Here is a 16,382-nt window from a genome sequence, read left to right as displayed (position 1 = left end):
TCCCGGTATCTGCCAAACCCTGATGACTGAATCCATTCAATCCGTAGCACCCACCGCTGACGCGCCCGCGCCGACGTTCGCCGATTTCGGGCTGCATCCCCTGCTGTTGCAGTCCATCGCCGAAACCGGCTACACCATTCCGACGCCCATTCAGGCGCAAGCCATCCCCGTCGTGGTGGATGGGCGCGACGTCATGGGCGCCGCGCAGACCGGCACCGGCAAGACGGCCGCCTTCACACTACCCATCCTGCACCGCCTCATGCCGCTGGCCAACACCAGCGCATCGCCCGCCCGGCACCCGGTGCGCGCGCTGATCCTCACGCCCACGCGTGAACTGGCGGATCAGGTCTACGAAAGCGTCAAGCGCTACAGCAAGCAGACCCCGCTGCGATCAGCCGTGGTGTTCGGGGGCGTGGATATCGGTCCTCAGAAAGAGGCGCTGCGCCGCGGATGCGAGGTCTTGGTGGCGACGCCGGGCCGTCTGCTGGATCACGTCGAACAAAAGAACGTGAACCTCAGCCAGGTCGGCATCCTGGTGCTCGACGAAGCGGACCGCATGCTCGACATGGGTTTCCTGCCCGATCTGGAGCGCATCATTCGCCTCCTGCCCGCGCAGCGCCAGGGTCTGCTGTTCTCCGCCACCTTCAGCAACGAAATCCGCAAGCTCGGCCGTTCGTACCTGAACAATCCCGTCGAAATCGAAGTCGCGGCGCGCAACGCCACCGCCACCACGATCACCCAGATTGCCTACAAGATGCCCAGCGACGCGAAGCGCGCTGCCGTCGTGCATCTGGTGAAGTCGCGCGGCCTGAACCAGGTCATCGTGTTCTCCAACACCAAGATCGGCACGGCGCGCCTTGCGCGCGAACTGGAACGCGACGGCGTGAAAGCCGAATCGATCCACGGCGACAAGACGCAGGCCGACCGCATGAAGGCGCTCGAGGCCTTCAAGGCCGGCGATCTCGAAGTCCTGGTCGCCACCGACGTGGCCGCGCGCGGCCTGGACGTGGCCGGCGTGCCTTGCGTCATCAACTACGACCTGCCGTACAACGCCGAAGACTACGTTCACCGCATCGGCCGGACGGGCCGCGCGGGCGCCTCGGGTGAAGCCATCGCCCTGTTCACCGCCGACGAAGAGCGCTTTCTGCTCGACATCGAAAAACTGATCAAGCGCGAAGTGCCGCGCGGTACGCTCGACGTGCCGGCCGATCTGATCGCGCGCAGCCATCGCCGCAGCGACGGCGGATCCTCGCCGCGCGAGGGCCGCGACGGTAGCCGAGAGGGCCGGGAAGGCCGCGAAGGCCGCGATGGCGGCCGCGAAAGCCGTGGCGACCGCGGCCGTTCTTCGGACCGCCGTTCCGGCTACGCTTCGGGCGGCTCGCGCCAGCCCGTGGATGACTTCTTCCTGAAGCCCTACGAGCCCTCGGCCTCGTCGTCGCAGGCCGAAGACCAGGCGCCCAAGAACAACGGCGGTTCGGCTTCGGCGCCCAAGCGCCAGGTCGCCGTCCTGCTGGGCGGCAGCCGCAAGCCCTGAACCCGCGGCGGCTCACCAAAAAACCCGCAAGGCCGGAAGACTTTGCGGGTTTTTTTTATGCGGGCTTCGTGCCGGGGCTGCGTCAGGCAGCAAGCATTTTAGGCAGGTCGGGCAGGGCGGTGGCGACCGCGGCGCTGTCCTCGCCCAAGCTCTCGAGCAGGCGTTCCAGGTGGCCGATATGCGGCAGCATGGGGCCATAAAACACCACGCGGCCGCCGATCTGCACCAGCAGCGTGGGGAAGTTCTCGACGTCTACGTCGCCAAGCAATTCAGCGTGGTCTTCGATGTCGATCCAGGCGAAGACGTGCTGCGGCAGCGCGTCGGCCAGGACCTGCAGCTTGGGCTTGTATTCTTCGCAGGTGTCGCACCATGCGGCGCAAAAACAGGCGATCAGCCAGGTGTTGGGCGATGAGTCCAGCCGCGCGCGCAGGGCGGCGAGGTCGGTGCCGGGTACAAGTAGGGACATGTGAGCGGATCAGGGCGTGTTTGACTATCATACCCGGGTTGTCCACCCCTTATTTTGCCCGCCATGACCGTCTTGCGCACCGATTCCCCCCCGCCCGAGAACGGCCGCCTGCCCGGCGCCGCCACCGGCGCGGTCAGCGTGGGGCAGGCGTTCAAGCGCGCGCTGGTGTCCCAATGCCACCCGACCATGCTGTTCGCGGTGCTGTTGCCTTTTCTGATCGCGCTGATCGGCGCCTTCCTGCTGCTGTGGCTCTTCTGGACCCCGCTGACCGATTGGTTGCGCACCGAGGCCTCGAACTGGGACTTCGTGAACCGTGTCGATGACTGGCTGGTCGCGGTGGGACTGTTCTCGCTCAAGATCTACTTCATCCCGGTTATCGCCGCCGCCATCTTGTTGCCGGTGTCCGGCATTCTTGGGCTGGCGATCGCCGCCGTCTTCGTCATGCCGCTGGTGCTGCGCCATGTGGGCCAGCGCGAATACGCCACGGTGGGCCGCCGCGGCAAGTTCTCGACCGCGGTCAGCGTGTGGAATGCCGTGTGGGTGTCCCTCGCCTTCGCCGTCGGCTGGGTGCTGACGCTGCCGCTATGGCTGGTGCCGCCCATGGCCATTGTGCTGTCGATATTCTGGTGGGCGTTCGCGTTCTCGCGGATGATGCGGGTGGACGCAATCGTGGAACACGCCAGCCCTTCGGAACGCAAACTCATCCTGGAACGGAACAACGGCGGCTTCTGGAGCATCGGCCTGATCTGTTCGCTACTGAACCTGTTGCCGCCCGCGTGGATTATCCTGCCGGTGTTCTCGGCGCTGGTCTACGCGCATTACGGCCTGGAAGCGCTCAAACGCTTGCGCCAGGACCGCGTCATCGACGTCTGACCGTCGCCTCCCTTCTTACCCTTTGGAATCGGACATGGCCGCAGAATCCGCCGCCCGCCGCATTGGCCTCATCATCGTGGGGGATGAAATCCTCTCGGGCCGCCGTCAGGACAAGCATTTTTCCAAGATCGTCGAACTGCTGGGTTCGCGGGGCATGCACCTGAGCTGGGCCGAATTCCTGCCCGACGAGCGCGACAGGCTGGTGGCGGCCTACAAGCGCAGCTTCGCCACCGGAGACGTCGTGTTTTCCTGCGGCGGCATTGGCGGGACGCCGGACGACCACACCCGGCAAGCCGCGGCCGCCGCCCTGGGCCTGCCGCTGGCGCTGCACCCCGAGGCCGAGCAGGCGATTGCGCTGCGCACCCAGGAAATGGCCGCCAAGGGGCAGGGCACGGCCGACATGAGCGCGCCCGAGAACCAGCAGCGCCTGCAGATGGGCATGTTTCCGCAAGGCTGCGAGATCGTCCCGAATCCCTACAACCGGATTCCGGGATTCTTCATCCAGGACCACACCTTCGTGCCCGGCTTTCCCGTCATGGCGTGGCCAATGCTGGAATGGACCCTCGACACCCGTTATCGTGCGTTGCAGCATGTGCGCGCCCACGTCGAGCATTCCTTTCTGGTTTTCAGCATGCCCGAATCGAGGATCACCCCGGCGATGATCAGCGTGGAAACGCGCTGGCCCGGCGTGCGCGCCTTCAGCCTGCCCAGCGTCGGAGAGGCGGGCGGCACCCCCCACATCGAACTGGGCGTGAAGGGTGAACCCGAGGTAACGGCCGAGGCCCTGGAGTTTTTGCGGGCAGAGGTGTTACGGCTGGGCGGCAAGCTGGTGCCGCCGGCGGCCTGATTCATTCTCGCCGGGAACTGGCGGCGGGGTGACACCCGGCATTCAAATACCGGTTGCCAAACGCGCCGGTAAATTTCACAATACGGGAAAGAATCGTTTGCTGCATTGCCGCAAGAGTCTTTTTTGCGGCGCGGCGCCAGCCTATTTTTCCTATGCCCCGTCTTCCGACCCCCCGCAATCCCCTGGACGCCGAGACCGAAGGCGCTCCCGCCCATCCCATCGCCATCCAGGTCATCGAGCGCGCCATGCGGCTGCTGGACGCCCTGGCCGCGCAACCCGATCCCGTGACGCTGAAGGAATTGTCCGCGACGACCGGCCTGCACGCGTCCACCGCGCACCGCATCCTTAACGATCTGGTCGTGGGCCGCTATGTCGAACGCGTCGACAACGGCCTGTACCAGCTGGGCATGCGGCTGCTGGAACTGGGGTCGCTGGTGAAGGGGCGGCTGAACGTGCGCGAGGCGGCCATTCCCGCCATGCGTTCGCTGCACAAGCTCACGGGGCAGACCATCAATCTGTCGGTGCAGCAGGGCGATGAGATCGTCTACATCGACCGCGCCTGGAGCGAGCGTTCGGGCATGCAGGTGGTGCGGGCCATCGGCGGCCGGGCGCCTCTGCACCTGACCTCCACGGGCAAGCTGTTCCTTTCCACCGGCGATACGCGCCAGGTTCGCGCCTATGCGCTGCGCACGGGGCTGGCTGGCCATACGCGCAACAGCCTGACCGACCTGGACCGCCTGGAACGCGAGCTGGCGCTGGTGCGCCGCCACGGATACGCGCGCGACAACGAAGAGCTCGAACTCGGCGTGCGCTGCATCGCGGCCGGCATATTCGACGACACGGGCAAGCTGGTGGCCGGCCTGTCCATTTCGGCGCCGGCGGAACGCCTGCAGGACGATTGGATCAAGGCGCTGGTTGACACCGCGGCCAGCATTTCCGAGGCGCTGGGCTATGAACCGTCGGTGTCGACGGGGTTCAATGGCCTGGGCATGGCGGCGGAAGCCTTGCGGCCCTGATCCGGGCCCATGAAAAAAGCCCCCTTTCGGGGGCTTGGCCTTGGCGGTGGCGCTTACTGCTGTTCCACGCCGGCTTTCTTGAAGAGCTCGGCCCATTGCGGCACCTGCTGCTTGACCTTGGCCTCCAGCGCTTGCGGGTTGGCCTCGGACGTCAGCACGGTAGCGCCCAGCAGCTTCATGCGTTCCTGGAACTTGGGGTCGGCCAAGCCGGCCTGCAGGCTCTTGACCAGCTTGTCGACGACGGGCTTGGGCGTGCCCTTCGGCACCCACATCCCGTGCCAGATGCCCACTTCGAAGCCCTTGTAGCCCGATTCGTCCATGGTGGGCAGCTTGGGCAGCGTGGGGACGCGCTGTAGGCTGGTGACGGCATAGGCCTTCACCTTGCCGCTCTCGATCTGCTGCGTGGTGTTGGTGGTCTGGTCGCACATCATGTCGACCTGCTTGCCAAGCAGATCGTTCATGGCCGGCGCCGTGCCCTTGTAGGGGATGGTCAGGAGCTGGACGCCCAGCGCTTCGACCAGCATCGTGCCGCACAGGTGGCTGGCGGCGCCGATGCCGGCGTTGGCCAGCGAAACCTTGTCCTTGTTCTTTTTGACGTACTCGGCCAGTTCCTGGATGGTGTTGGGCGGGAAGTCGGAGCGCGCGATGATGGTCATCGGCACGTCGACCACGAGGCCGATGGGCTCGAAGCTCTTGAAGGGGTCGTACCCCGGATTCTTGTAGAGCGAGGGCGCCGTCGAGAAGCCGGCGTGCATCAGCAGGATGGAATAGCCATCCGGCTGCGAACGCGCCACCTGGGTGGTCCCGATGGTGCCGCCGGCGCCGCCTTTGTTTTCAACCACGACCGTCTGGCCCAGACTCGGCCGCATGGCCTCCGCCAGCGAGCGGGCGACGTTGTCGGTCGGGCCGCCAGCGGCGAACGGCACCACCATGTTGATGGGGCGTTCCGGAAATTCCGCGTGGGCGGCGCCGGCCGCGAGCATGGCGCTGGCCGCGAGCAGGGCCGAAAGCGTGCGGGGGATTAGGGTCATGAAGTCTCCGATTGCAGGGTTTTGCTTGCTGCGATTTAGTTATCAAACGCTGATATTTGGTTTGTATTTGTCTGTCATCAGCTTGCAAGCAGTGTAGAAAAGAATTGATACCGCGTCATGTCCGGTTTTTCCCGGATCCTGGGAAATCATTGAGCAGGATCAAATCCGGGCAGGCGCGTGCACCGGAAAAGTGCAAACACTTGTTGCACCGCACAAAAATGGCTTGACAAGATTTTTGCCCGGTCTAGAATGTGAATTGTGCAGTGCATCAAACGGGCCGGCGGTAGCTTGTAGTACCAGTTTCCGCGCACGTTTCTATAGTTCGTCGCAGACAACCATCCTCACTTGCCGGACAGCGTCCGGCTACCCCTGAAGGAGCATTCTATGAGCGCAATTCCGCAACAAGTCCTGGACCGTCAAAAGGCCAGCATCAATACTTTCGTGGCCGCCCAATCGGCCGTTTTCGCCGGCTTTGAAAAGCTGGTCGAACTGAATCTGAAGGTCGTCAAGGCCACGCTGGACGAAGTCGCCCAGAAGTCGCAATTGGCTGCCGAAGTTAAAGACCCGCAGGAAGCCGCGGCATTTGCCTCGGGCCTGCTGCAGCCGGGCGCCGAAAAGGCCATGGCCTACACCAAGCATGTGTACGACATCGTTGCCGGCGTGCAAGGCAGCCTGGTCAAGCTGACCGAAGAACAGATCGCCGAAAGCCAGCAGCAGCTGAGCGACGCCGTCGACCAGTTCTCGAAGAACGCCCCGACCGGCTCCGAAAGCGCCGTGGCCCTGATCAAGTCTTCGCTGGCCACCGCGACCAGCGCTTACGATTCGATGACCAAGGCCGCCAAGCAGGCTGCTGAAGTCGCCGAATCGAACCTGAATGCCGCCGCCAACGCGACCTTCAAGGCTGCTACGGATGCCGCCGACGCAGCCACCAAGGTTGCCAACCGCAGCCGTCGCACCGCCTAAGTTTTGGCGCGCGATGCTGCGCAAGTCGCAGTAATGTAGTACTGTTGAGTGACAGAGCAGAGCTGGAATTAGGGCCACCCACAGGGTGGCCCCTTTTTTTTGCCCGCTCGCCGGGGCCGTGTTGGCCGGTGGCGGGGTGCTTTCAGCGGCGCGCCACGGCTCGCACGCACTCGCCCACCAGGGCGGGGCCGCGATAGATCAGGCCCGTATAGAGCTGCACCGCGTCGGCGCCGGCTTCCATCTTTTCGCGGGCCTGCTGGCCCGACAGCACACCGCCCACGCCGATGATGGCCAGGCTGCCGCCCAGCTTCTGTTTCAGGCGGCGGATGACCGCCAGCGACAACTCGTGCACGGGGGCGCCGGACAGTCCGCCGGCTTCTTCCGCGTGGGCCTGGCCCGCCACCGCTTCGCGCGACAGCGTCGTGTTGGTGGCGATGACGCCGTCGATGCCATGGCGCGGCAGGATGTCGGCAATGGCGTCGATCTGCTCCTCGGTCAGGTCGGGGGCGATCTTCACCGCCATCGGCACCCGGCGCTGGTGCTGGTCTTCGAGCGCCCGGCGCTTGTCCGCCAGTTGACCCAGCAGCGCGGACAGTTCGTCGCCGCTTTGCAGCGCCCGCAGGTTCTTGGTGTTGGGCGACGAGATGTTCACCGTCACGTAGTCGGCATGGGGATAAACGCCTTCCAGGCCGATCAGGTAGTCGTCCGCCGCGCGCTCGATCGGCGTATCCGCATTCTTGCCGATGTTCAGCCCCAGGATGCCGCCCTGCTTGCGCCATTCGCTGCGCTGCACATTGGCCAGGAAAGCTTCCAGGCCCTGGTTGTTGAAACCCAGCCGGTTGATCAGCGCATTGGCGCGCGGCAGGCGGAACATGCGCGGCTTGGGATTGCCGGGCTGCGCGCGCGGCGTGACCGTGCCCACTTCGATGAAGCCGAAACCCAGGTTGCCGAGCGCATCGATGTACGCGCCGTTCTTGTCCAGCCCCGCCGCCAGCCCGATCGGGTTGGCTAGCTGCATCCCCATCAGCGTGCAGGGCGCCTTGGGCTGCGCATGCAGGAGCTTGCGCGTGGCGCCGCACTCGTAGGCGCGCTGCAGGCTCGACAAAGTCACTTCGTGAGCGGTTTCCGCATCCATGGCGAACAGTGCCGGGCGGGCCAGGGGATAGGCGTGGAAGAGGATAGACATGGGGCGGAATTGTAGAGCGAATTCCGCCGCCCTCGCGGCGGACCGGAGGTGGGGCGGGCATTCATTGGGAAAATCAGGTGGGGGACGGTTCCGGCTGCTCGCCCCAAGCGCCGTCGACCAGGAACTGGGCCGGCCTGAAGCTCGACTTATAGGACATCTTGCGGCTGTCGGCGATCCAGTAGCCCAGGTACAGCCAGGGCAGGTTCAGCGCGCGGCACTGCTCGATCTGCCAGACGATGCTGTAGGTGCCCAGCCCGTCGGCGATATCGGGGTCATAGAACGTGTAGACCGAAGACAGCCCGTCGTCCAGCACGTCGATGATGGACACCATCATCAGCACGCCCTCGGGATCGCGAAATTCCACCAGCCGGGTGTTGACACGGCTGGTGAGCAGGAATTGCGCATATTGGGTACGGCTGTCTTCGTCCATGCCGCCGCCCGGGTGCCGGCCCTGCTGGTAACGGGTGTAGAGCCGGTAGTGTTCCGGCGACCAGGCCAGTTCCGCCACGAAGGATTGCAGGTGCCGGTGATCGCGCCAGGCGCGGCGCTGGCTGCGGTTGGGGGCAAAGCCCGCCGTATCCACGCGCACGGGGACACAGGCGTGGCAGTTGTCGCAATGGGGACGGTAGGTGAAGAGCCCGCTGCGGCGAAAGCCCTGTTCCACAAGCTGGGAATACGTGCCGGCGTTGATCAGATGGCCGGGCGCGGCGACTTGCGACCGGGCCTGGCGACCCGGCAGATAGCTGCAGGGGTAAGGGGCGGTTGCATAGAACTGCAGCGTGGAGAAGGGGAGTTCTTTGAGCTGGCTCATTGGAGATCCCGCACGACGGCGGCAAGCCCATGACGGGGTGGCTACATATTAACGCTTAACCCGGGATCCGATGGCCGCGCAGGCGCGTCCGGATGCAGGCGGCCGGTGCTGTCCAGCATGCCGCGCGCCCACGCAATGCCCGGCAGCAAGGTGATCTGGCGCACGTGCTGCAAAAACCGTGTCCGGGGCAGGGGGCGGGCGCCCATGCTGGCCAGGTGGCGCGTCTGCTGCTGGCAATCGATCCACTCCACGCCCTGCGCGGCAAGGTAGCGCACCAGATACGCCAGCGCGATCTTGGACGCGTTGGGCGCGCGCGTGAACATGGACTCGCCGAAGAACATGCGCCCCAGGCTGATCCCATACAGCCCACCCGCGAGTTCGCCGTCGATCCAGGTTTCGATGCTGTGGACGTAACCGGCCTCATGCCAGGCGCGATAGGCTTCCTGCATGGCGCCCGTGATCCAGGTCCCGGGCTGGCCGTCGCGCGGCGCGGCACAGGCGGCCATGACCTGCGCAAAGGCGGTGTCCACGCGCACTAGCACGCGCGGCGCTGCATCGCGTTCGTGGCTGGCGATCTGCCTGAGCAGCTTGCGCAGGGAGTGCGACGGCGCGAAGTCCTTGACCGCCAGCACCATGCGCGGATCGGGGCTCCACCACAGGACGGGTTCGCCTTCCGAATACCAGGGAAAGATGCCGTTCGAATAGGCCTGGATGAGCCGCGCGGGAGACAGGTCCGCGCCCGCCGCCAACAGGCCGTCGGGGTCCGTCAGCGCAAATTCCGCGGGAGGGAATGGGGTATCGGCGGCAAGCCAGGGCAGCTTCAACGGTGCGATTCTAGGGTGTAGTGATGAGGGCCGAACGTGCCGCGCTTGCGGTCCTCGAAATACAGGCGCAACGTGCTCGCCACCGTGCGGAAAGCCAGGTCGTCCCAGGGGATCTCGGACTCGTCGTAGTAACGGGCTTCGAGGCTCTCGGGGCCGGGGTCCAGCTCGGGGCCCAGCGCCTGGGCCAGGTAGAACACGTGCACCTGTTCGATCTGCGGCACGTCGATGATCGTGTAGATGTCGCCAAGCTGGATCTTGGCGCCGGATTCCTCCAGCGTTTCGCGGCCCGCGCCCTGTGCCGTGCTTTCGCCCAACTCCATGAAACCGGCCGGCAGGGTCCAGGTGTTGTAGCGCGGCTCGATGGCCCGGCGGCACAGCAGCACGCGGTTCTCCCAGACGGGCACGGTGCCGACCACCAGCCGCGGATTCTGGTAATGGATCGCGCCACAGTGATCGCAGATGTCGCGCTCGCGGTTGTCGCCTTCGGGCACCCGGCGGTTTACTGGCGAGCCGCATTGGCTGCAGAAATGGGAACGGCGCGGTGCGGGGAAGTATTCGATGGGCGATTTGGCGGTCATGGGTACGATTCTAACGGCTGCGGCGGGTCGTGGCGCGCCGGCCCGGCGCCACCGGGGAGGGGCTGCCGAAGCGCTCTTCCAGGTGTTCGACGAAAGACCGGACCTTGGGCGACAGGAAGCGCCGGTGGGGATAGACGGCAACCATGGAAATGGGCGTATGGGCATAGCCGGTAAGCAGCGCCGTGAGGCGCCCCGCGCGGATATCGTCGCCCACCAGGAACTCCGGCTGCAGGATGATGCCGTGGCCGGCCAGCGCCGCCGTGCGCAGCACGTCGCCATTATTGGCGCGCAGCGCCGCGTTCACGCGCACCAGGTGCGTCACGCCGTCTTTTTCGAAATGCCATTCGTTGCCCGTGCTGGCATAGGCATAGTGCAGGCAGCGGTGCTGCTTCAGGTCTTCGGGCACGGCCGGCGCGCCGTGGCGCTTCAGGTAGGACGGCGCGGCGCAAACCAGCAGTTGCTGGGGCGCCAGCGGCCGGGCCACCAGCGAGGAATCCAGCTGCGGCCCGATCCGCACGGCGACATCGTAGCCGTCCTCCACCAGGTCCACCACGCGATCGTTCAGGTCCAGGTCTATCACCACGTCCGGATAGCGCTGCAGGTACTCGGCGATGGCCGGCCCCAGGTGCAGGATGCCGAAGGAAACGGGCGCGCTGATGCGTAGCCGGCCGCTGGGCTTCTGGCCTTCGGCCTGCAGCGACAGTTCCAGATCCGCGACCTCGGCCAGGATCGGACGCACGCGTTCGTAGAAGGCGCGGCCGGCGTCCGTCATGCTGAGCTTGCGTGTCGTGCGGTTCAGCAGCCGCACGCCATATTTCTGCTCCAGATAGGCGATCTGCCGGGTGACCACGGAACGGGCCTGCCCCATTTTGTCGGCCGCGGCCGCGAACGAGCCCAGTTCCACGACCCGGGCGTAAGTCTGCATGGCGCTGTGGGTATCCAAGATTGTTTCCTATCGGGGAACAATAATTTGCAATTCTGCATGTTTATCTTTGTTTTTGGAATCGCAAGAATACGGTCCATGACGAATCCACCCGTTTTGGGCTATTCGCGTTTCGCACAAGGATGATTGCAATGATTGATACCCGTACCGCGCCTTATGCCGCGCTGTTGCTGCGCGTGGCGCTCGGTGTGATGTTCCTGGCCCACGGCCTGACCAAGCTGCTCGTCTTCACGCTGCCGGGCACGGCGCAGTTCTTCGCCAAGATCGGGTTTGCCGGCTGGCTGGCCTATCCGGTCACGTTCTTCGAGGTCGGCGCTGGCGTGCTGCTGATCCTGGGCATCGTGCCCCGCTGGGTGGCCGCCATTGCGGTGGTGCAGCTCTTTGTCGCCTCGACCGTGCACTTCGGCAACGGCTGGGGCTTCGGCAATGCGGGCGGCGGCTGGGAATATCCGATTTTCCTGACCGTGGCCGCCGCCGTCCTGGCCCTGCTGGGCGACGGCAAGTTTGCACTGGTCAAGAGCGGGCGCGGCTGAACTGCCCGCCGATGCTGGCGGCCTGTCCGGCGCATACCGTCAAAGCGTTCAGGCGGAATCGGCTGACGGATTCGGCTCGAATCCCAGGTGTCGAGGCACGTCCCGCCGGGCGATGGATTGCAGCGGCGCGGCCGCATAGACGCCGGGCCACCCGGCCGCCGCGGATTGCCCCGGCGTCCCTTCCGCCATCGCATCCAGCAAGGGAGCGCCGCCTTCCGCCTTCAGCTTTTCCAAGAGCGGCGGCAGGTCGCGGTCCAGCACGATGCCGACGCCCAGCGGCGTCATGGCATAGAGCTGCCCCTCGTCGTCCAGCCGCCATCCGCTTACCGATTCCACCGCCGCATTCGTGTGCGTGATCAAGGCGCGGCTGTCGTCCGTCAGGCGCAGCACGTAGGGCGCGGCATCCAGGCGTACGAATACCCGTTGCGGGCCGTTCTGAAAAAACCAGCGGCCCGCCTTGTCATGCGCGTAGTTGCGGTTAATGAATTCCAGGATCTGCGTGTTGGTGATGGGCTCGCCCGGTCCGCCGTCGGCCGCCTGGCCTTGCGGGTGCAGGCGCCAGCGGCCGCGGGGGTCCAGCGACAGCCAGCCGTGCACCGCCGGCACATTCGGCCAGCGGGCCAGGGCGTCCTTCACCGATTGATCCATTGTTCAGGGGCGGATGACGATCGTAGGGGGGGTGATAACGATGGCGGGCGCCACCGGCATCATGGGCACCGCCACGGGTTGCGGCGCGTAGCCATAAGCATACCCGTCGCGGCATTTGCGCTTTTCGCTATAGTCGCCATTGCGCTTCCATTTGCGCTCGACCTTGCAGGCGCCATCCCAATACTTTTCTTTGTATTCGCCACCTTTGTGGCGATGGTGATGGTGCTTGTCGCCCGCTTCGGCGGCAAGCGGCGCCAGCGAAATCAGCGCGGCGGCCGACAGCGTCAGCAAAGAACAGGAACGGCGGCTTGCGCCAGTCAGGGAATCCGAAATGTTATGCATGGAGTCGTCGTTCAATGAAAACGGCGTCACCATAGCAATCATCCGGCTGACCGGGCGTAGGGATGGGTAACGAGATGCTGGGGGAGACTGCGGAGGAAAACCGCGAGGGGAAAGATGCTGGAGGCGCAAGCCGGAATCGAACCGACGTACACGGATTTGCAATCCGCTGCATGACCACTCTGCCATTGCGCCAGCACTTGCAAGAAAAAAGGAAGCGCGGTGTGGGCCGTTGCTTCCTCTTTGTATTTGGAGCGGGAGACGAGTCTCGAACTCGCGACCTCAACCTTGGCAAGGTTGCGCTCTACCAACTGAGCTACTCCCGCTTGGGGTACTGCCTGCTTTCGTACTGCCTGCTTTCGTACTGCCTGCTTTCGTACTACTTGCACTTCGCTTTTGATGGAGTCATCCGTGATTTTGTTCACAGGTGCTGTTCACCAAAGACAGCGATTGTACATGGTTTTTAGAGCTTTGCACAGCGACCGCGTTGCCTGCGCGCGCCTCGTGCTTGGCCGTAAAGCCCTGCGTGCCATTCATCACGGCCGACAAAGAAAAAGGCCCCTGCGGGCCCGTCTTCTTTAATCGCGCGAGGCTTTTAAAAAAAGCTCGCAGACCGGAATCTGGAGCGGGAGACGAGTCTCGAACTCGCGACCTCAACCTTGGCAAGGTTGCGCTCTACCAACTGAGCTACTCCCGCATTTGCGCATTGCTGCTGCATTACTTCCACTGCCTTGCTGCGTGCCATTTGCTGCGTGCCATTCGGGCAGCTTGTTTGCGCGTATCGATAAGATCCAGGCGGCTGTCCAATCAGCGAGGCGAGAGTATACATTAATTTTTTCTGCCTACAAGCTGAAGCGGGCTTGCACGGTTTGCCGTGAAATTTACGATGCAGCTTGTGCGGTTGGGACTGCCCACATAAATCGCAGGCATGAAAAAAGGGCCCGGAGGCCCTTGTTTCAACGATCGCAGAATTTTTTAAAACGCTGCGCTCAAAATTTGGAGCGGGAGACGAGTCTCGAACTCGCGACCTCAACCTTGGCAAGGTTGCGCTCTACCAACTGAGCTACTCCCGCATTGGATCCGTAAACCACCCGGAACCCGTTTTCTTATTCACTCTGGATCAACTTGGTTATCGATCAGAAGGCGCGCATTCTAGCATGATTTTCAAGAGTTTGTTTGCGCCTGGATTTTTTGCTTGCCCGCCAATTTGCTGGAAACCGCGGGAAGGTCGAAAAACGGGTCAAACACTCAATCAAAACTCAATCAAGTAAAATGAGCGAAGACAGAAACTATAGCATAGCCCGTAGCACCCATGTCAAATCCGCTCGTTGATTTCGCGTCCGATTCCTTGTCTCCGGTCATCCAGGATCTCACCGCCCTGAATACGCTGGGGTTGGCATCCGAGGCCGACGCTTTCGTCACGCTGGACGCTCCCGCGCAATTGCCCGCCTTGTCGGTGTTGGCAGGGCAGGCGTCGTCCCTGCTCGTGCTGGGCGGAGGCAGCAACCTGGTGCTGCCCGAACGCGTGCCGGGGCTGGTGGCGCGCGTCGCCTTCAAGGGCGTGCGCCTGCTCGAAGCCCGGCCCGGCGCGTGGCTCGTCGAGGCAGCGGGTGGCGAAAGCTGGCATGGCTTCGTATCGGCCTGCGTGGCTCAGGGCTGGGACGGGCTGGAGAACCTGGCGCTGATTCCCGGCACCGTCGGCGCCGCGCCGGTTCAGAACATTGGCGCCTACGGCGTCGAGCTTGAAGAAAGGTTCCACAGCCTGACGGCATGGGATGTGCGGCAGGCGCGCTACGTGGAAATGACGGCGGCGGATTGCCGTTTCTCGTACCGCGACAGCGCGTTCAAGCACGGCGAACCAGGACGCTGGGTCATCGTGAGCGTGCGCTTCCTGTTGCCCCGCCCCTGGCGGCCCGTGCTCGCCTACCCCGATCTGCAGCGCCACGCCAGGCTGGCCGCCGGTTCGCCTTGCGCGCGTGACGTCTTCGACGCCGTCTGCGACATCCGCCGGACCAAGCTGCCCGATCCGGCGGTCACCGGCAATGCCGGCAGCTTTTTCAAGAATCCCATCGTGCCGGCCGCGCTGCGCGACGACCTGGCGGGCCGCTTTCCCGGGCTGATTTCGTATGCCCAGCCGGATGGCCGCTACAAGCTCGCGGCGGGTTGGCTGATCGATCAATGCGGCTGGAAGGGCAGGGCGCTGGGCGCGGCCGCTGTGCACGATCGCCAGGCGCTGGTGCTGGTCAACCGCGGGGGCGCCACGGCGGCGGACATCATGCGCCTGGCGCGGGCGGTGCAGCAGGCCGTGGCCGACCGCTACGGCGTGCGCCTGGAGCCGGAACCCGTGGTGGTCTGAAGGCCGCGGCAAGCCATTAAAAAAGGACCCCGATGGGTCCTTTTTTAATGTGGCCGGGAATCAGAAACCCAGCACGGACTGCATGTCGTAGAGCCCGTTGGTCTTGCCTTCGAGGAAGCGCGCCGCGCGCAGCGCGCCTTCCGCGTAGGTGGCGCGGCTGGATGAGCGGTGCGAGATTTCGATGCGCTCTCCGATGCCGCAGAACGAGACGGTATGGTCGCCCACGATATCGCCGCCGCGCAGCACGGAGAAGCCGATGGTGCCGGGCTTGCGCACGCCCGTGTCGCCATGGCGGCTCCAGGTGGCGACGTCGGGCAGGGCCACTTCCCAGGCCGACGCAATGGTTTCGCCCATCTTCAGCGCGGTGCCAGACGGCGCATCCACCTTGTTGCGGTGGTGGGCCTCGAAGACCTCGACGTCATAGCCGGCGTTCAGGATGCGCGCGGCCATGTCCAGCAGCTTGAGCGTGGCATTGACGCCCACGCTCATGTTCGGCGCGAATACGATGGCGGTTTTTTGAGCAGCCACTTCGATCGCGGCGCGGCCATTGTCGTCGAAGCCGGTGGTGCCGATGACGGCCTTCACACCATGCTTCACGCAGGCCTGCAGGTGCGCAAGCGTGCCCTCGGGGCGGGTGAAATCGATCAGGCAGTCGGCGCCGGCCAGCGCGTCCAGGTCATCCGTGATGGCCACGCCGGTCTGCTTGCCCAGCGGGGCGCCGGCATCGCGGCCCAGCGCGCTGGAGCCCTTGCTGCCCAGCGCCACGGCCAGTTGCAGGCCATCGGCCTTCAGGACGGCCTCGATCAGCATCTGGCCCATGCGGCCGTTGGCGCCGGCAATCGCAATACGCATAAGAAATCCTTGGTGTTAAGGCAGCGGCTGGGGCGCGTTGCCGGGCTGGCCCGGGTACTGGTTGAGCGGGCTGACAGGGGCGTCGGCGTCGCGCTTTTGCTCGCCCTGTTCTTCCTTCAGGCGGGCTTCGTCCTGGTTCAGGCGCTGGTCGGCCTTTTCATCGGAGACGGCATCCGGCGTGTTGATCTGGTAGGGCTGCAGGTCGGGCTGCTTGTCGCCTTCCCAGCGGGTCAGGCGGTCATTTTCGAACCAGACGGTGAACTTGCGTTCCTGCGCTTCGCCGTAACCCGGCTTGAAGTAGTACGGATAATCCCAGCGGTTGGCGTGCAGCACGCTGGTCAGCGTGGGGCTGCCCAGGGCAAAGCGCACCTGCTCGCGGGTCATGCCGGGCTGGAGCAGGGCAACCTGTTCCTGCGTGATCCAGTTCCCTTGCTGGACGGGCGCCTTGTACGGGAAGCCCCACTTGTTCGAGGTGCAGCCCGCCAGGGCGACGGCCAGGGCGGCAATGACCAAACCGGTCTTCAGAGAGCGGGAGGGAATACGTGCAATCATGGACACTACGCGCCCCTATTATTTGGAAGC

At 64.6% G+C, this 16,382-nt stretch carries 18 protein-coding genes and 4 tRNA genes; 7 read left to right on the top strand and 15 right to left on the bottom strand.

Annotation, left to right across the window (positions count from 1 at the left end; all coding sequences use genetic code 11):
* The first annotated feature begins 22 nt into the window (after positions 1–22).
* On the top strand, positions 23–1,534 hold the full coding sequence (locus tag ASE30_RS27005) for a DEAD/DEAH box helicase (RefSeq protein ID WP_156407795.1): 1,512 nt from the start codon (positions 23–25) through the stop codon (positions 1,532–1,534).
* Positions 1,535–1,616: 82 nt separating this feature from the next.
* On the opposite strand, the gene ASE30_RS27000 is transcribed toward ASE30_RS27005, so the two are convergent.
* Positions 1,617–2,000 carry a thioredoxin family protein gene (locus ASE30_RS27000; protein WP_057287355.1) on the bottom strand — a complete coding sequence of 128 codons (384 nt, stop codon included), beginning with the start codon at positions 1,998–2,000 and terminating at the stop codon, positions 1,617–1,619.
* Positions 2,001–2,063: 63 nt separating this feature from the next.
* Between ASE30_RS27000 and ASE30_RS26995 the strand changes: the two genes are divergently transcribed.
* From ASE30_RS26995 to ASE30_RS26985, 3 genes are all read left to right on the top strand, one after another.
* Positions 2,064–2,873 carry an EI24 domain-containing protein gene (locus ASE30_RS26995; RefSeq protein ID WP_057287354.1) on the top strand — a complete coding sequence of 270 codons (810 nt, stop codon included), beginning with the start codon at positions 2,064–2,066 and terminating at the stop codon, positions 2,871–2,873.
* A gap of 34 nt (positions 2,874–2,907) precedes the next feature.
* Positions 2,908–3,720 carry a molybdopterin-binding protein gene (locus ASE30_RS26990; protein ID WP_057287353.1) on the top strand — a complete coding sequence of 271 codons (813 nt, stop codon included), beginning with the start codon at positions 2,908–2,910 and terminating at the stop codon, positions 3,718–3,720.
* Positions 3,721–3,872: 152 nt separating this feature from the next.
* A complete protein-coding gene (locus ASE30_RS26985) occupies positions 3,873–4,736 on the top strand; it encodes an IclR family transcriptional regulator (protein WP_057287352.1) in 864 nt (287 codons plus the stop codon).
* Between the two features lie 53 nt (positions 4,737–4,789).
* On the opposite strand, the gene ASE30_RS26980 is transcribed toward ASE30_RS26985, so the two are convergent.
* The gene (locus ASE30_RS26980) at positions 4,790–5,767 is read right to left on the bottom strand and encodes a tripartite tricarboxylate transporter substrate binding protein BugD (protein ID WP_057287351.1); all 978 of its coding nucleotides are present in this window, start codon (positions 5,765–5,767) and stop codon (positions 4,790–4,792) included.
* A gap of 384 nt (positions 5,768–6,151) precedes the next feature.
* Here ASE30_RS26980 and phaP point away from each other — a divergent pair, with 384 nt between their 5' ends.
* Complete coding sequence (gene phaP / locus ASE30_RS26975) at positions 6,152–6,730, top strand: TIGR01841 family phasin (RefSeq protein ID WP_057287350.1); 579 nt, start codon at positions 6,152–6,154, stop codon at positions 6,728–6,730.
* A gap of 142 nt (positions 6,731–6,872) precedes the next feature.
* Here phaP and ASE30_RS26970 read toward each other — a convergent pair whose 3' ends face one another.
* The 5 genes from ASE30_RS26970 to ASE30_RS26950 form a co-directional block, all read right to left on the bottom strand.
* Positions 6,873–7,916 (bottom strand): quinone-dependent dihydroorotate dehydrogenase, encoded by a 1,044-nt coding sequence (locus tag ASE30_RS26970; RefSeq protein WP_057287349.1) that lies wholly within the window; start codon positions 7,914–7,916, stop codon positions 6,873–6,875.
* Between the two features lie 73 nt (positions 7,917–7,989).
* A complete protein-coding gene (locus ASE30_RS26965; protein WP_057287348.1) occupies positions 7,990–8,727 on the bottom strand; it encodes an arginyltransferase in 738 nt (245 codons plus the stop codon).
* 41 nt (positions 8,728–8,768) lie between these two features.
* Positions 8,769–9,551, bottom strand: coding sequence for a leucyl/phenylalanyl-tRNA--protein transferase (aat, locus tag ASE30_RS26960; RefSeq protein ID WP_057287347.1), 783 nt, complete (start codon positions 9,549–9,551; stop codon positions 8,769–8,771).
* Entirely contained in the window at positions 9,548–10,129 is a 582-nt protein-coding gene (locus ASE30_RS26955; protein WP_057287346.1) for an NUDIX hydrolase, read from the bottom strand. The genes aat and ASE30_RS26955 overlap by 4 nt, the downstream gene beginning before the upstream one ends.
* A gap of 10 nt (positions 10,130–10,139) precedes the next feature.
* A complete protein-coding gene (locus ASE30_RS26950; RefSeq protein ID WP_057287345.1) occupies positions 10,140–11,072 on the bottom strand; it encodes a LysR family transcriptional regulator in 933 nt (310 codons plus the stop codon).
* Positions 11,073–11,203: 131 nt separating this feature from the next.
* Here ASE30_RS26950 and ASE30_RS26945 point away from each other — a divergent pair, with 131 nt between their 5' ends.
* Complete coding sequence (locus tag ASE30_RS26945) at positions 11,204–11,605, top strand: DoxX family protein (protein WP_057287344.1); 402 nt, start codon at positions 11,204–11,206, stop codon at positions 11,603–11,605.
* Between the two features lie 48 nt (positions 11,606–11,653).
* Here ASE30_RS26945 and ASE30_RS26940 read toward each other — a convergent pair whose 3' ends face one another.
* From ASE30_RS26940 to ASE30_RS26915, 6 genes are all read right to left on the bottom strand, one after another.
* Positions 11,654–12,253, bottom strand: coding sequence for a DUF2946 family protein (locus ASE30_RS26940; RefSeq protein WP_057287343.1), 600 nt, complete (start codon positions 12,251–12,253; stop codon positions 11,654–11,656).
* A gap of 3 nt (positions 12,254–12,256) precedes the next feature.
* Complete coding sequence (locus tag ASE30_RS26935; RefSeq protein ID WP_082601762.1) at positions 12,257–12,595, bottom strand: hypothetical protein; 339 nt, start codon at positions 12,593–12,595, stop codon at positions 12,257–12,259.
* 118 nt (positions 12,596–12,713) lie between these two features.
* A tRNA-Cys gene (locus ASE30_RS26930) sits at positions 12,714–12,787 on the bottom strand.
* A gap of 55 nt (positions 12,788–12,842) precedes the next feature.
* A tRNA-Gly gene (locus ASE30_RS26925) sits at positions 12,843–12,918 on the bottom strand.
* A 295-nt stretch (positions 12,919–13,213) separates the two neighbouring features.
* A tRNA-Gly gene (locus ASE30_RS26920) sits at positions 13,214–13,289 on the bottom strand.
* A 300-nt stretch (positions 13,290–13,589) separates the two neighbouring features.
* A tRNA-Gly gene (locus tag ASE30_RS26915) sits at positions 13,590–13,665 on the bottom strand.
* A 239-nt stretch (positions 13,666–13,904) separates the two neighbouring features.
* On the opposite strand from ASE30_RS26915, the gene murB reads away from it, so the two are divergent.
* Entirely contained in the window at positions 13,905–14,948 is a 1,044-nt protein-coding gene (gene murB, locus ASE30_RS26910) for a UDP-N-acetylmuramate dehydrogenase (protein ID WP_057287341.1), read from the top strand.
* A 60-nt stretch (positions 14,949–15,008) separates the two neighbouring features.
* Here the strand turns inward: murB and dapB are convergent, their stop codons facing one another.
* Both dapB and ASE30_RS26900 read right to left on the bottom strand, forming a co-directional pair.
* Positions 15,009–15,800 (bottom strand): 4-hydroxy-tetrahydrodipicolinate reductase, encoded by a 792-nt coding sequence (gene dapB, locus ASE30_RS26905; RefSeq protein ID WP_057287340.1) that lies wholly within the window; start codon positions 15,798–15,800, stop codon positions 15,009–15,011.
* A gap of 15 nt (positions 15,801–15,815) precedes the next feature.
* Positions 15,816–16,352, bottom strand: a complete 537-nt coding sequence (locus ASE30_RS26900) for an outer membrane protein assembly factor BamE (protein ID WP_057287339.1) — start codon at positions 16,350–16,352, stop codon at positions 15,816–15,818.
* Positions 16,353–16,382: the final 30 nt, after the last annotated feature.

Origin of the sequence: Achromobacter sp. Root83, from assembly GCF_001428845.1 — a bacterium.
Classification (GTDB): domain Bacteria; phylum Pseudomonadota; class Gammaproteobacteria; order Burkholderiales; family Burkholderiaceae_B; genus Achromobacter.
Note: the sequence above shows the minus strand (reverse complement) of the source record. Positions and strands in the feature narration are given on the sequence as shown.